Here is a 13,510-nt window from a genome sequence, read left to right as displayed (position 1 = left end):
CCGAGTTCCTGATAGTCCACCACCGCCGTGGCGCAGAGCTTCATTTGCGGATGCAGATTCCGAATTGTCAGCAGTTATCGCTTGACCGCTTGCAAGTCGATGTCTTCTGAAAACCGGTCGATGAACTGAGGAAATTTTCAGGCACGGGTGGTTTTCTTGCCGATGGTGCGCTGCCATCCCGGACTGGACTAATTAATATAGTGATCTGGCACAATTGAGGGAGATTGACTGGCCTCTCCTGCAGCGGCGAGACTTCAAGCGCGATGCTGACGATCCACGGAAGATGGAGCGCTATCAGGCCGAGGCGTTGCTGTATCGACATTTGCCAATTCAAGGCGTGCTCGGTACGTTTGCTATACTGAAACGCTGAAACAAAGCATTGATCAGCAGGTCCAGGCGCGCACCCTTGCCCTGTCGATTCGCCCGGACATGGCGGTAATTCTGATGATGATATTTGCGCAAGGCAATTTACTAGCCGCTTGTTCGATGAGCGAGCGATTGGCATTGCGTTGGAACGCGTGAGCGCGCGGGACAGTCAAACCACTATAGCTTGAAGGCAGGTATGTCGGAATACAGCGAGATTGAACAATCCGTCTTGACGCAGTTTGCCTGACTGGAATATGAGTTATGAAGAAAGCTGCACAATCTTTCATCGGCACCTGGCGCGTCGTCGGCCACATTTTCTTTCACCTCGGCGATGACTCCGCGCCGAATGCGGAGCGCCCGCAATGAGCAGTATGACAGGCGATTCAGGGGCCGAGCTGGAGCGCCTGCGCGCCGAGAACGCCCGCTTGATCGACCTGCTAGATTCCCATAAAATCCGCTGGCAATTATCCCAGCGGCCAGCAAGTATTGAAGTGCTCGCGCCGGAACTATGCGTCGAACCACCATCACTGAGTACGAAGGAAAAGCTTGACCTGTTCCGCCGTTTGTTTCATGGCCGCACTGACGTCTATCCGATCCGCTGGGAAAGCAAGGCCGGCAAAGCCGGGTACTCACCCGCCTGCGCCAACGAGTGGCGCGCGGGTGTCTGCAACAAGCCACGCATAAAATGCTCCGATTGTGGCAACCGGCTATTGATTCCGCTATCGGACTCGATCATCTACGATCACCTCGCTGGCGAACACACGGTCGGCGTCTATGCGTTGTTGACGGATGACAGCTGTCACTTCCTGGCAGTTGACTTTGACGAGGCCGAGTGGCGCGCCGACGCACGGGCCTTTGTGCAATCGTGTCGTGAACTGGGCGTGCCGGTAGCGCTGGAAATTTCACGCTCAGGCAACGGTGCCCACGCATGGATATTCTTTGCCTCCAGCGTTCCGGCGCGGGACGCCCGGCGGCTCGGCACTGCCATCATTAGCCACACTTGCGCTCGCACCAGGCAATTGAAGCTCAGTTCTTACGATCGGCTGTTTCCGAATCAGGACACCGTGCCAAAAGGCGGCTTCGGCAACCTGATCGCGTTGCCCTTGCAGAAAAAGCCACGCGAGAACGGTTGCAGCGTGTTCGTGGACGATGAATTTCATCCTTATCCCGACCAATGGGCTTTTCTTGCGTCCATCCGGCCGATGTCACCGAGCTACATTGAATCCACCATCCTGCAAGCCACGGGTGGCACGCATCCACTGGACGTTACCTTCATCGCCGATGAGGATCAACAGGAGCCGTGGAAGCGCGCGGCGGCTGCATCGACGAAATTGGCTGGGGAGATGCCTCAGACAGTCAAGCTGACGCTGGCGAATTTACTCTATTTCGAGAAAGCGCAACTACCCCAGCCGTTGGCCAACAGGCTGATCCGTCTGGCGGCATTCCAGAACCCGGAGTTTTACAAAGCACAAGCAATGCGCTTGAGCACTTGGGATAAGGCGCGCGTGATCGGCTGCGCTGAGAACTATTCGAAACACATCGCATTGCCGCGTGGCTGCCTGGATGAAGCCATCGAATTGCTGCGCAATAACGGTATTCGCGGTGACATCAACGATGAGCGCTTTTCAGGTGAGCCGCTAGACGTAGGCTTCGCCGGGACGCTACGTACCGATCAAGAGGCTGCGGTAGCCGCGATGCTGCGTTTCGATACCGGCGTGCTGTGTGCGCCAACCGCCTTCGGGAAAACTGTGACTGCTGCAGCGCTGATCGCGAGGCGCGGTGTGAACACCTTGGTGCTGGTGCATCGAACTGAATTGCTCAAGCAGTGGCAGGAGCGGTTGCAAACCTTTCTCGGTATAGGCAAAGGCGTGGTCGGCACTATTGGCGGAGGCAAGGTCAAGTCCACCGGTAAGATCGACATCGCAGTGATGCAGTCCTTGTCACGACAAGGAGAGACCAGCGATCTGATCGAAAACTACGGCCACATCGTGGTTGATGAATGTCACCATCTGTCTGCGTTTTCGTTTGAGGCGATTCTGAAGCGTGCCAAGGCTAAGTACGTGCTTGGGCTGACTGCCACCCCGATTCGCCGCGATGGGCAGCAGCCGGTCATCTTCATGCAGTGCGGGCCAATTCGGCACACTGCAGCCAAGCCCGCCAACGCGCCACATGATTTGGTGGTATTGCCGCGCATGATAGATAACCGGATTGAGTTGCCTCCAGACGCTGCTATTCAGGACATTTTTCGGCATGTAGCGAACGATGCAGGTCGAACGCAAGCCATCGCTGATGAAATCGTTGAATCTTTTCGTCAGGGGCGCAAAGTGCTGGTCTTGACTGAGCGAACCGAGCATTTGGAGGCGATCAACACTGCGTTGGGTGGACGCGTAGAACACTTCTTTACGCTACACGGCCGACTATCGAAAAAGCAGAGAGCCACGATACTCAAGTCACTTGAAATTCTGTCGTCAGACGCACCCCGCGTTCTTCTCGCCACCGGCAAACTCGTCGGCGAAGGTTTCGACCATCCTCCGCTCGATACGCTCGTGCTAGCGATGCCGATATCGTGGAAGGGCACGTTACAGCAGTATGCCGGTCGTCTGCATCGGGAGCACGCTAGCAAGACCGACGTGCGCATTATCGACTACGTTGATGCCGGTCATCCAGCGTTGCTGCGCATGTGGGACAAACGCCAGAAAGGATACCGTGCCATGGGATATCGGATCGGCATTGATGGGGAGACCGCGCCTCGCCTGATTTGAACTACGATTTGCGCGACTGGGAGGTAATATTGAAAATGCATCTTTTGCTTCAGCCGATAGCAACTGTCAGTTGTTGCATGACTGAGGGTCATATTTTGACGGTAAAAATGACGGTAAACAGCATGTCTCTTTCTCGCTGGACCTAATATCCATGCGGGTTCGCAAAAGCAAGAAACAATTGAGTGGGAATGATCTGATGCCTGGCACTCGCTAGTACTCAAAAGTGGAAAATGACTGAAAGCCCGCGTAAATGCGGGATTTTTTACTTTTTTACCTTTTGGTTCGGCATTGCGTTTTTTTCATACTAGTGCGTGATAGCGGCAACTAACGCAACTATGCTGGCATTGAGCGTGACCATTTCCTCTTGCCGCCCACTATTTATCCATATCGGCCAATATGCTCGCCAGTCTCCTATGCAACTGGCTCGGTGCTACGGGTTTATGCAACAGCGGTATGCCACTGGCACGTGCATCGCGCAACCGCTCTGGCGCCGTGTCGCCAGTAATGAGAAGTGCCGGCAAATCTTTGCCGAACTCTTCGCGCAACGCGGCAATAGCCTGTGCCCCCGTGTGCTGCTTGCGCAATCGGAAATCGCTGATGACGATATCCGGTCGATGGGTGCGTGCCGAGATTAGTGCTTCCTCGATCGATTCAACCGCCTCGCACTTGCAGCCCCAATCGTGTAGCAGTTGCAGCATGCCTGCGCGCACGGCTTCATCATCATCAATGACAAGTACGCGTATGTCGAGCCTTTGCACAAACGTATGCGTCGTTTCAAGCTCATCGCTTATCACCGGAACGCGCGCATTAGGCAAGGTCAGCCTGAATACGCTGCCACGTCCCGGTATGGACGACAACGATAATTCATGTCCCAGCTTGCGCGCCAGGCCATCCGCAATAGCCAAGCCCAAACCAAGCCCTTTACTGCGGTCCCGCTCGACATTGCCAAGCTGATGGAATTCGCGAAATATCTCCTGGTGCTGAAGCGCGTCGATACCGATACCCGTATCCCACACTTCCAGTCGCGTTTGATTGCCGCGGGTACGACAAGCTACCAGCACGCCACCCCGCTCGGAGTAGCGGATTGCATTGGATACCAGGTTGCGCAGAATCAGTTCCACCAGCGCCGGATCAGACTGCAAGGCCACATGGGTCTCGCGCGTGCGGTAAATGAGCCCCTTAGCGTTGGCTTGCGGCGCCAGTTCATTTTCAATCTTGTGTAGCAATGGCTGCAGGTGAAATGGTAATACTTGTGCATCGACGACACCCGCTTCGATTCGTGAAAAATCCAGCAGTGTGTTGAGCATCCCGGCGGATGCCTCGGACACCGAGCGGGCGCTGCCAAGCACAGTGCGCTGGGTCGCGGTAAGTTCGCTGCGCGCCAGCACTTCCAGAAACAGCCCCAGCGCGTGAATCGGCTGGCGCAAATCATGGCTGGCCGCCGCGAGGAATTTGGATTTAGCCAGATTGGCCAGAACCGCCTCCCGATGCGCGTCCTGTACCTTCATGGTTTCATCGCGTAAGCGCGCCAGCAGTTCGACATTCTCGAAGCGCAGGTTGATTGCGGCGCGCACGGCAATAGCGCTGTTACGTGCCTGCAGGACGAGCGTGATAAGAAACAATGTGAGCGCCAGCGCCAGCGCGCTATAGGCTGGATCTCCCATCTGCCAGAACTTGGTTGCCGTGACGATACACTCGAGCGCGATAAACACAAGGAAGACCGGCAGCACCGGTGCAAGCAGCGACATTGAGCTGCCTGCAATGCCCGCCAAGACAGAGATTACCAATATGCTCCCGGTGACCGAGGCCGTATCGAGCGTAACCCAAGCCAATGCGCCCCAAGCCGCGCCATCCACCATGTTCAGCGCCAGCAACATCAAGACCAGGCGGTGAGCATGTTCAATTGTAATGCCTGAGGCAAGAATGCGGCGCGCGTGATGCGCAGAGTAAAGCTTGGACAAGACCACTGCTGCGCACCACACCCTCAGTCCCAAGGCGTTGCTGTCGTTGGATAACGCCCAGACCAGGACCACGGCCAACAGCAGCGCAGGAATGACCGAGCTGCCGACATTACCTAGCAGCAGCCGCAACTGTTCCGCCAGTATGCGACCTTCGCTAAGGCGCAGTAAGCGGCGCATCACCTCAACTAACCAAGCCGCTACGACGCGCTGCAAAGGCCGCTTCGGAACGGCTGGACACTTGTAAGAAACTCAGCAACGCCTGCACATGTCCGCGCACTGTATTTTCCGAAAGACCCAGCCGTTTTCCGATCGTCTTGTTCGGCAATCCCTGACATAGCAGATCGAGTACCTCGCACTGACGCGGCGTCAGGTGTGGCTCGGAAGAAGTGTTGCCGCTGATTCCTCCGGGCGTGCCTGCGGCAGGTTCCTTGCGCAGCAACTGTTCGATGACAGCAAGAATATTCGTCGCGGTATCTGCTTTGGAGACGAATGCCGCCGCGCCGCGCTCCATCGCCAGTCGCATGGTGGCAGGCGTGGCATCGGCAGACAACATGATGATTGATACCTGCGGCCATTTTCGTTGCAGTATGGCAATGCATTCCAGCCCGTTCAAGCCTTGAAGCTGAATATCAAGCAGCAAAATGGTAGGTGCTTCGATCGGACTGCGCATGGCCTCTTCTAGTGAGCCGGCCTCGAACACGTCGATGTTCGAAATACCCGCTCGCAGCACCATAGCCATACCGCTGCGGAACATCGCGTGATCGTCAATGAGAAGAATGCTAAGTGGAAACATGACGCCGATTAAACCTTTTCAGAGCGGGCAGCGCAAGCGTTTTTAACACCGCCAGTCCAAACAGACTATTGGCAACGTGTAACTACGACTTTATTATCGAAGATATAACGACTATAAAAAGAACAAGAATATTTTCAATACATCCCGGTGCCGTAGGCGTTGGGCATGGCGCTTACCGGTTGTGGAGGCGAATACCCCGGCGGTGTAGGGATTTTCTCCTCGGCAAGTCATGGTTTCATCGGTGTTCGTCCAAAAGGGCATACAAAAATGAAAAACCAAAAGACCCCGTTTGCAGTTCGTTTCCTCGGGTTTTCTGCGCGTGAAATTAATATTTTCGACGCCACTTTTTCGGTTCAGCAGAACCGCCAGAAACAATATTGCCGCTTGTCCGTCGAGAGCCTGCAGGAGCCGGACCTGTATCTGGTGAACGCCGACGACCTGAAAGCCCTGGCGATCCTGGCTGACATGGAACCCAATAATCTGCGGCCAGCGTTGCTGGTCGGCGCACCCCATGTGGAATTGCCGTTTGCCACTGTCGAGCGGCCGATACGCTGGTTGAAACTGTTCAGCGCGCTGGATACCTTGATTGAGCGGCGTTTGATCATGCTGGCAAAGCAAGATTCCGCTGACGGCGCATTGCACAACAGCGTGTCGGAACGTCGCCGGCGTGAGCGTCTCGACCTGGATTTGACCGATCCGCTTGAATACGAGCGGATGCGGACCAAACCTCCGCCGACCGATCGTATCTTGGTAATTGATGAAGAATCGACGTTTCGCGATAGTCTGTCAGTCGCCATGGCGCACTATGTGGTGCCAGTCGAATGGGTCGGAAATCCTGACGCCGCCGCCGAAGTGTATACCGGGCTAACCATTTCGATGGTACTGATCAATCCGGAGTTATCTGATTTTGATCCCTATGATTTGTGCACAACGATCAAGCATCAGTATCGAAACACAAGAGTCGCAGTCATTTTTCTGGTTGATAGAAATTTTGTGTACGATCACGCGCGGGCGCGGCAGGTTGAATGTGACGGCTTCCTGAGCAGGCATTTAGAGCAGCCGCAGATATTGGCGGCGCTGGGAAAATTTCTATCGTGGCGACGATCCGAGCAGTGATGAAATGCCGGATCCATTTAGGTTATCGGGGACGCGACGACAATATTTTTCGGCGCGCACAACCGGATTTGTCGCTGATATACGCGGCATATTAACCGTAGTTTCGTTATGTAATTCGATCAACTAATGTGTTAAATCCGAGTTAAATGCAGTGTTGCAATGTATTGAGGGAAAACCATGCTTTTGAAAAAAACGGAGAATCAGTTTGTACTGTCCCAGGCAACGGAGACGGCTGATAAAGAGATACCCGTTACTGCTGAAAGCATCCTCGCCAGCTCACTCTTTTACCGTCTCAAGCGCGATGTTCTGGAACTCGTCGCCAACATGAATCATGGCGTCAGCCACAACGATTGTGAAATCATCAAACGGCAAACCATGTTCGTGCAATCGCAGCTATTGCATAGCCTCTACAACGATCCGTCCTTGCAGTCGGACCTCAAAATTCTCCTGATGGACTACCACGCGAAAAGCATCCGGGCGACAGTGGGTGATCGGCGTGGCGAGAATTTGCGAGATAAGTCTTAGTTGACGTGAAGTCGCGATTCACGCTGCCAGACCGCCTCGATGGCATTCGGTCGACTTCACCCACCCTACGCCACGGCCGGTAATTTTGAATGCATCGTGTCTGCAGCACGAGTAATAAATCCATGCCTCAATGCTTCAGGACCCTGTCGAAAAAATCGACTACCGATGCATTGAGTCTGGTGTGGAATGCCGTGCGATCAAAGCCCGGTGCGCTGGTACATATAAACGGCGCTACAGAGGCGAGGGCCGTGCCGCAAGGCGCCAGGAAATCGAAATGTCCGGCATTTTCCACTACGTGGTATTCCGGCGCCCGCGGCAGCGCCAGGTGTACAGCTTCGGCATACCAGGGATGCGGCAAGACAGCGTCATTTTCCGCCCGCCAAAGCGCGACGGGAATAGTCACGTTCTTGAGCCCATCCGGCGCAAACGTGAAGCCCAGCGCCGGTGCTGCAACGACAGCCGCTTTGATCCGCAGGTCTTGTGAACCGTCGTGGCTGACAGAAGGAGCAACGCTAGCCTCGGGATGTTTGGCGACCAGCTGGCAGGCGAAATCAGTGGTGTGCTCTCGGCAGAAAGGGCTAACCTTGGTGAGGTCGGGGACACCGCCAATGCTCACCAGGGTGGTGAAGCCGCCGGCAGAAAATCCAAACATGCCGATACGCGCCGGGTTGATTTGATTACGACCCGCCCAATCGGACAGCATGTAATCGATCAGGCGGCTGATATGCCTCGGCCGCTCCATGATGGAGACGCTGCGGCTCTGGTCTGCGTTGTTGTCACCGGTATGCGTAACTGCAGCAACCACATATCCGGCCTCGGCAAAAGCAATAGCGGTGTCATAGTGTCCAAGGAAAGAACCGCCGGTTCCATGGGAAATCACAATCAGGGGTAATCCTTTGCCCTCAATCGCGCCGTTGACAGCAACGGTCTGGGTAATTCGCCCCATCGGTACCGGTGCAGGCAATGCGTTGCTGGGATACCAGATGCCCACCTCCAGCGGCGCGCCGTCCGGGTCTGGAGCGGTAACGTGCTGGAATCCGACTGCCTGGGCGCCGGTGCTGAACAGGGCGAGCAATAGCGTGATTAGGGCGACGGGTATATTTAGTTTCATCTTTTTCCCCGAATGTTTGTAGAGGAATAATTGTCTATGGCATCGGGAGAGGCAATCAATACAATTGCGACGAAGTGCGTCAATTCAGCCGTGAAATGAAGATAGGGTGCGGAAGAAGTGAGCGCAGGGCACAAATTTAGCTTTGGATGCACATGGCTAGGGCAGGATGGTATTTGTTTTAAAATGCCGCATGAAAAAAAACATCAAGAGAATCGTTCTTTCCTTAACCTGCATGTCATCAGCGCTATCGCATGCGGCTGAGCTCGAACAACAGCTGGCGCGCTGTTCCGTATTGGGTGACGCCAGCGCACGCCTGGGTTGCTTTGATGCTTTAGCCAAGGCCGCGGCGGATGTGCCTGCTCCCGTTGCCGTTGCAGAGCCCCAGGTTACGCCAACGATGCCGCAGCCCTCAGTCAGTGCAGAGAATATTGCCCCACCGGGCGAGTCGCCGATCTCGCGTACCGTGCAGAGCTGGGAGCTCGATCCCAATGCCAAGCGTGGCGTGTTTACCCTTAAGCCTTACATGAATAATTATGTATTGCTGGCCAACTACAGCACGTCCACCAACGATGCACCGTTCTCCAAATATATTTCGGAGGGAATCAAACCGAAGCACGTGGAATTGACTTATCAGCTCAGTTTTAAGATGAAGATGGCGGAAAACGTCGCCGGCAGCCCGGTCGACCTGTGGCTGGCCTACACGCAGCAAAGTTTTTGGCAAGCCTATAGCCGAGCCGCTTCCAGCCCGTTTCGCGAGACAAATTACCAGCCTGAGTTGATGGCGGTGGTACCGTTGAATATGAAGATCGGTGACTTCAACTTCCGCTATCTCAATTTTGGACTGGTGCATCAATCGAATGGGCAGTCCGCTAATTTGTCTCGTAGCTGGAATCGTTTCTACACTGAATTGGGAGCCGAATATGGCAAACTGGCTCTGTCAGCAAGGATTTGGAAACGTCTTGACAATGCTGCAGCCAACAACGACAACATCGATATCGTCGACTACATGGGGCATGGCGACGTGCGCGCCACGTACCGCCAGAATGGTTACGAATATTCGATGACGGCACGGCACAACTTCCAGACCGGGCACGGTGCGATCGAGGCTGGCTGGGCGTTTCCGGTTACGACTAATTTGAAGGGCTATGTGCAGTTATTTTCGGGCTACGGCGAAAGCCTGATCGATTACAACTATTCGCAGAAATCGATCGGTGCGGGATTCTTGATCGACTTCTAAATTAACCGGGATCACACGGCGCGGCCATGTACGTCCCGGGCTTGCGCCAGCCTTGCCAGAAAGGCGTAAACTGGTTTTCCCTTTTTCATTTGCAGCCATCCGCCTCCCGGATGCATTCACCCTATGCCTGAACAGTTTTTTCTACCGGGCTTCGACGCACCGCACCCCACCGACCGCCTGTTCTTTGCGCTTACCCCGACTCCGGATGCTGCCGCAGGTATCGCGCGGCAGAGGGGGCTGCTGCGCGATATGTATGAGTTGAAAGGGCGCTCGATCGGGGTCGGCCGTTTGCATGTCACCTTGAATTTTCTGGGGGATTATCTGGGCCTGCCGGAAGGCATCGTTGCTGCAGCGATAAAGGCCGCCGCAAGTGTCAAGGCGGCGCCGTTCGACGTCGAGTTCGACCGCGCGATGAGCTTTCACGGCAGGCCGCGCAACCGACCGTTGGTCTTGCTGGGCGACGATGGCGTCGCCGCTGTGACAGCGTTTCAGCAGACTCTTGGCAGGGCGCTGCAAAAGGTAGGAATCGCGGCTGCAAGTGTGCATTACACGCCCCACGTCACTTTGTTGTACGACAATCGCCTCGTTCCCGCAGGGACGATTGAGCCCATCCGTTGGAGGGTGAGCGAGTTTGTCTTGATGCACAGCCTGCTTGGCCGGACTCGTCATGTGCCGCTGGCGCGGTGGTCACTTTTATCATGATATGGGCCGGCAAATCACCTTCGATGGCAATTGACGAGAGCAGTGTGTGCGCTGAATTGTTGTCAAAAAGTACTTTTATTTGCCTCTCGGGCACAACCCTCGTTTCGCAGAAACAGTCTTTTTACGTTAAAATACAGGGTTGGGTCGGCATCTGCTCATAAATAATTGCGGCAGAAATGTGGCTTTCCCGCAAATCGACCTATCTCCCACACCAGTAACAGTCTTTGTTTTATTCCCAACTGACGAGAATTTGCGAGAAGTATCGTGACCTATAGCATTAAAGAAATTTTCTACACACTGCAAGGCGAAGGCACCCATGCCGGCCGCCCTGCGGTGTTTTGTCGCTTCAGCGGCTGCAATTTGTGGACCGGCCGCGAAGAAGACCGCAGCACGGCGGTCTGCCAATTCTGCGATACCGATTTTGTCGGTACCGACGGCGAGGGCGGCGGCAAGTTCAAGGATAGCGAATCGCTCGCCAGCACCATCAATGCGCTCTGGCCGGAGACTTACGCCGCCAGCAAGTTCGTGGTGTTCACCGGTGGCGAGCCGCTGCTGCAACTGGATGCCGCGTTGATCGACAGCATGCACGCTACCGGTTTTGAAATCGCTATCGAAACCAACGGCACGCTGCTACCGCCGCCGGGTATAGACTGGATTTGTGTCAGCCCGAAGATGGGTTCGGTATTGAAGCTGCGCAAGGGTAATGAGTTGAAAGTGGTGATTCCGCAAATCGGCCAATCGCTGGCGGCATACGAATCGCTTGATTTCGAACATTTCTATGTGCAGGCCATGGATGGCCCGCAACTGGCGCACAATCTGGAGTTGGCGATTGAGACTTGCAAGCGCAACCCGAAATGGAAGCTGAGCTTGCAGACCCACAAGCTGCTGCAGATTCCCTGAACAGATTTTATAAAGAACCGATTACCTATGCTTACCATCACCCGCAAACTGGAATTCGACGCCGGACACCGGATTCCCGATCACAAGAGCCAGTGCCGCAACCTGCACGGCCATCGCTACACGCTGGAAATTACCCTGGTCGGCGCGGTGATTGAAGTCGAAGGCAGCTCCGACAACGGCATGATCATGGATTTCTCCGATATCAAGACGCTGGCGAAACAGCATCTGGTGGACGTGTGGGATCACGCTTTCCTGGTCTACGAAAAAGACACGGCAGTGCGTGATTTCCTGGCGACCCTGCCGGATCACAAGACCGTCATCATCGATCGCATCCCGACCGTCGAGAACCTGGCGCGCACCGCCTACGATATTCTCAAGGCGGCTTACAAGGATCACTACGGCACGGGTTTGCATCTGCAAAAACTGGTGCTGCATGAAACGCCCAATTGCTGGGCCGAGATTTCCGAAGACCGCTAATAGCGTTGCTTAACTTGTTATCTGCCTCTGCTGCCTATGCGTGACGCCATTTACATGCAACAAGCCATTTCCCAGGCCCGCAATGCCTGGGCTTTGGGAGAAGTGCCGGTAGGTGCGCTGGTCGTCAAAGACGGACAGATCATCGCTACCGGTTTCAATCAGCCGATCGGCAATCACGATCCCACTGCACATGCGGAAATCATGGCGCTGCGTGCAGCCGCCACCATCCTCGGAAATTATCGTTTGCCCGGTTGTGAAATGTACGTCACCCTGGAACCATGCGCGATGTGCGCCGGCGCCATGATGCACGCCCGCCTGGCGCGCGTGGTGTACGGCGCCAGCGACCCCAAGACCGGCGCCTGCGGCTCCGTGCTCAATCTGTTCGAGCAGGAAAAATTGAATCACCACACCGAGTTGACCGCTGGCGTGTTGGCTGAGGAATGTGGCACACTACTCAAAGAATTTTTCGCCGAACGTCGGCAAGCTCAACAAAAACAATCGTGACTGAAACTACCCAAGCTCCGCAAGCGCACTCCAAACAAACCATCGGTGTGGCACTGATCGCACCTGGCGGCTACGCCCCGGACGAAGCAGCGCTGGCGCGTGGCATCCTGGCGCTGCAGAGCCAGGGTTGCGTGGTCTATGACTATTACGATCCAGTCGCAAAACATCAGCGCTTCGGCGGCACCGACGTCGCACGGGTAGGGCAGATCTACGAAGCGATCGATAATCCGCAAGTACAGATCGTGCTGGCGATACGCGGCAGCTACGGCATGTCGCGTTTATTGCCGCTGCTGGACCTGCGCCGCTTGGCCGCCAGCAAGAAGATATTTGTCGGCCATAGCGATGTCACTGCGCTGCAGCTGGCTTTGCTAGCCCAGACCGGAGCCCCAAGTCTTGCCGGCCCCATGCTGTGCAGCGATTTCGGCAGCGCCGAGCTAAGCGAATTTACGATGTCGCACTTTTGGCAATGCCTGCGGCAGCCCGAGCAGGTGCTGCAAATCAGTGGCGCCAATAATCCCGTCGTCAAAGTCAGCGGCACGCTATGGGGCGGCAACCTGGCAATGCTGAACCATCTGATCGGCACTCCCTACTTGCCGCAAATTGAAGACGGCATCCTGTTCCTGGAAGACATCGGTGAGCATCCGTACCGCATCGAGCGCATGCTGCTGCAACTGCAATACGCCGGCATCCTCGGAAGGCAGCAGGCGATCGTGCTAGGCGATTTTTCCGAGTACCGCCTGGGCGAGCACGACAACGGCTACGACTTCAACGCCATGCTAGCCTACCTACGCGCCCATATCCCGGTACCAATCCTGACCGGCCTGCCATTCGGCCACATCCGCGATAAAGTAACGCTGCAGGTCGGCGCCCAAGCGCAATTGCAATCAGACGCAAACGGCTACCGGCTAACCATCCACAACCCGCTAACACTGTCATCCTGACGCCAGATCGTCCAATCAATTCGACTCTGACCCGAATGGCACTTACTTAGCCTTTTTCGGATGGTCGTATTTTCGCAGCATCTCTCTTGCTGGGGTCCGTGCTTGCATCAGTAGA

The 13,510-nt window shown here is 55.4% G+C and carries 13 protein-coding genes; 10 read left to right on the top strand and 3 right to left on the bottom strand.

The features are described from left to right. Positions 1–205: 205 nt before the first annotated feature. Together BM029_RS26630 and BM029_RS16710 are read left to right on the top strand one after the other, a co-directional pair. Entirely contained in the window at positions 206–370 is a 165-nt protein-coding gene (locus BM029_RS26630) for a DarT ssDNA thymidine ADP-ribosyltransferase family protein (protein ID WP_371329131.1), read from the top strand. A 358-nt stretch (positions 371–728) separates the two neighbouring features. Continuing rightward, positions 729–3,128: a TOTE conflict system archaeo-eukaryotic primase domain-containing protein gene (locus BM029_RS16710; protein ID WP_092437911.1), complete on the top strand. Its 2,400-nt coding sequence runs from the start codon at positions 729–731 to the stop codon at positions 3,126–3,128. 374 nt (positions 3,129–3,502) lie between these two features. Here the strand turns inward: BM029_RS16710 and BM029_RS16705 are convergent, their stop codons facing one another. Both BM029_RS16705 and BM029_RS16700 read right to left on the bottom strand, forming a co-directional pair. Further along, positions 3,503–5,266, bottom strand: coding sequence for an ATP-binding response regulator (locus tag BM029_RS16705; protein WP_092437909.1), 1,764 nt, complete (start codon positions 5,264–5,266; stop codon positions 3,503–3,505). Between the two features lie 4 nt (positions 5,267–5,270). Next, a complete protein-coding gene (locus BM029_RS16700) occupies positions 5,271–5,882 on the bottom strand; it encodes a response regulator (RefSeq protein WP_092437907.1) in 612 nt (203 codons plus the stop codon). Between the two features lie 267 nt (positions 5,883–6,149). On the opposite strand from BM029_RS16700, the gene BM029_RS16695 reads away from it, so the two are divergent. Together BM029_RS16695 and BM029_RS26105 are read left to right on the top strand one after the other, a co-directional pair. After that, the gene (locus BM029_RS16695) at positions 6,150–6,998 is read left to right on the top strand and encodes a response regulator (RefSeq protein WP_170851112.1); all 849 of its coding nucleotides are present in this window, start codon (positions 6,150–6,152) and stop codon (positions 6,996–6,998) included. A 177-nt stretch (positions 6,999–7,175) separates the two neighbouring features. Continuing rightward, entirely contained in the window at positions 7,176–7,523 is a 348-nt protein-coding gene (locus tag BM029_RS26105) for a hypothetical protein (protein WP_211482492.1), read from the top strand. A 127-nt stretch (positions 7,524–7,650) separates the two neighbouring features. Here BM029_RS26105 and BM029_RS16685 read toward each other — a convergent pair whose 3' ends face one another. Then, complete coding sequence (locus BM029_RS16685) at positions 7,651–8,634, bottom strand: alpha/beta hydrolase family protein (protein ID WP_139217269.1); 984 nt, start codon at positions 8,632–8,634, stop codon at positions 7,651–7,653. Positions 8,635–8,866: 232 nt separating this feature from the next. Here BM029_RS16685 and BM029_RS16680 point away from each other — a divergent pair, with 232 nt between their 5' ends. The 6 genes from BM029_RS16680 to ldcA all read left to right on the top strand — a co-directional run bounded on the left by BM029_RS16680 (position 8,867) and on the right by ldcA (position 13,395). Beyond that, entirely contained in the window at positions 8,867–9,871 is a 1,005-nt protein-coding gene (locus BM029_RS16680; protein WP_244545094.1) for a phospholipase A, read from the top strand. A gap of 123 nt (positions 9,872–9,994) precedes the next feature. Next, on the top strand, positions 9,995–10,573 hold the full coding sequence (locus BM029_RS16675) for a 2'-5' RNA ligase family protein (protein ID WP_092437901.1): 579 nt from the start codon (positions 9,995–9,997) through the stop codon (positions 10,571–10,573). A 264-nt stretch (positions 10,574–10,837) separates the two neighbouring features. Next, a complete protein-coding gene (queE, locus tag BM029_RS16670; protein WP_092437900.1) occupies positions 10,838–11,473 on the top strand; it encodes a 7-carboxy-7-deazaguanine synthase in 636 nt (211 codons plus the stop codon). A gap of 27 nt (positions 11,474–11,500) precedes the next feature. Continuing rightward, positions 11,501–11,950 carry a 6-carboxytetrahydropterin synthase QueD gene (gene queD / locus BM029_RS16665; RefSeq protein ID WP_014005360.1) on the top strand — a complete coding sequence of 150 codons (450 nt, stop codon included), beginning with the start codon at positions 11,501–11,503 and terminating at the stop codon, positions 11,948–11,950. A 36-nt stretch (positions 11,951–11,986) separates the two neighbouring features. Beyond that, entirely contained in the window at positions 11,987–12,454 is a 468-nt protein-coding gene (tadA, locus tag BM029_RS16660) for a tRNA adenosine(34) deaminase TadA (protein WP_092437898.1), read from the top strand. Next, on the top strand, positions 12,448–13,395 hold the full coding sequence (gene ldcA, locus BM029_RS16655) for a muramoyltetrapeptide carboxypeptidase (protein WP_371329130.1): 948 nt from the start codon (positions 12,448–12,450) through the stop codon (positions 13,393–13,395). Before tadA ends, ldcA begins: the two co-directional genes overlap by 7 nt. Positions 13,396–13,510: the final 115 nt, after the last annotated feature.

The organism is Collimonas sp. OK607 (assembly GCF_900111995.1).
Taxonomy (GTDB): Bacteria; Pseudomonadota; Gammaproteobacteria; order Burkholderiales; family Burkholderiaceae_D; genus Collimonas.
This window is presented reverse-complemented; position numbering and strand designations above follow the sequence as displayed.

What these genes read in the sequence shown, in the direction of transcription:
- BM029_RS16685 (WP_139217269.1), bottom strand. Translation starts at nt 8,634, where the DNA reads ATGAAACTAAATATACCCGTCGCCCTAATCACGCTATTGCTCGCCCTG.
- BM029_RS16700 (WP_092437907.1), bottom strand. Translation starts at nt 5,882, where the DNA reads ATGTTTCCACTTAGCATTCTTCTCATTGACGATCACGCGATGTTCCGC.
- BM029_RS16705 (WP_092437909.1), bottom strand. Translation starts at nt 5,266, where the DNA reads ATGCGCCGCTTACTGCGCCTTAGCGAAGGTCGCATACTGGCGGAACAG.
- BM029_RS16675 (WP_092437901.1), top strand. Translation starts at nt 9,995, where the DNA reads ATGCCTGAACAGTTTTTTCTACCGGGCTTCGACGCACCGCACCCCACC.
- BM029_RS16710 (WP_092437911.1), top strand. Translation starts at nt 729, where the DNA reads ATGAGCAGTATGACAGGCGATTCAGGGGCCGAGCTGGAGCGCCTGCGC.
- queD (WP_014005360.1), top strand. Translation starts at nt 11,501, where the DNA reads ATGCTTACCATCACCCGCAAACTGGAATTCGACGCCGGACACCGGATT.
- tadA (WP_092437898.1), top strand. Translation starts at nt 11,987, where the DNA reads ATGCGTGACGCCATTTACATGCAACAAGCCATTTCCCAGGCCCGCAAT.
- BM029_RS26105 (WP_211482492.1), top strand. Translation starts at nt 7,176, where the DNA reads ATGCTTTTGAAAAAAACGGAGAATCAGTTTGTACTGTCCCAGGCAACG.
- BM029_RS16680 (WP_244545094.1), top strand. Translation starts at nt 8,867, where the DNA reads ATGTCATCAGCGCTATCGCATGCGGCTGAGCTCGAACAACAGCTGGCG.
- BM029_RS16695 (WP_170851112.1), top strand. Translation starts at nt 6,150, where the DNA reads ATGAAAAACCAAAAGACCCCGTTTGCAGTTCGTTTCCTCGGGTTTTCT.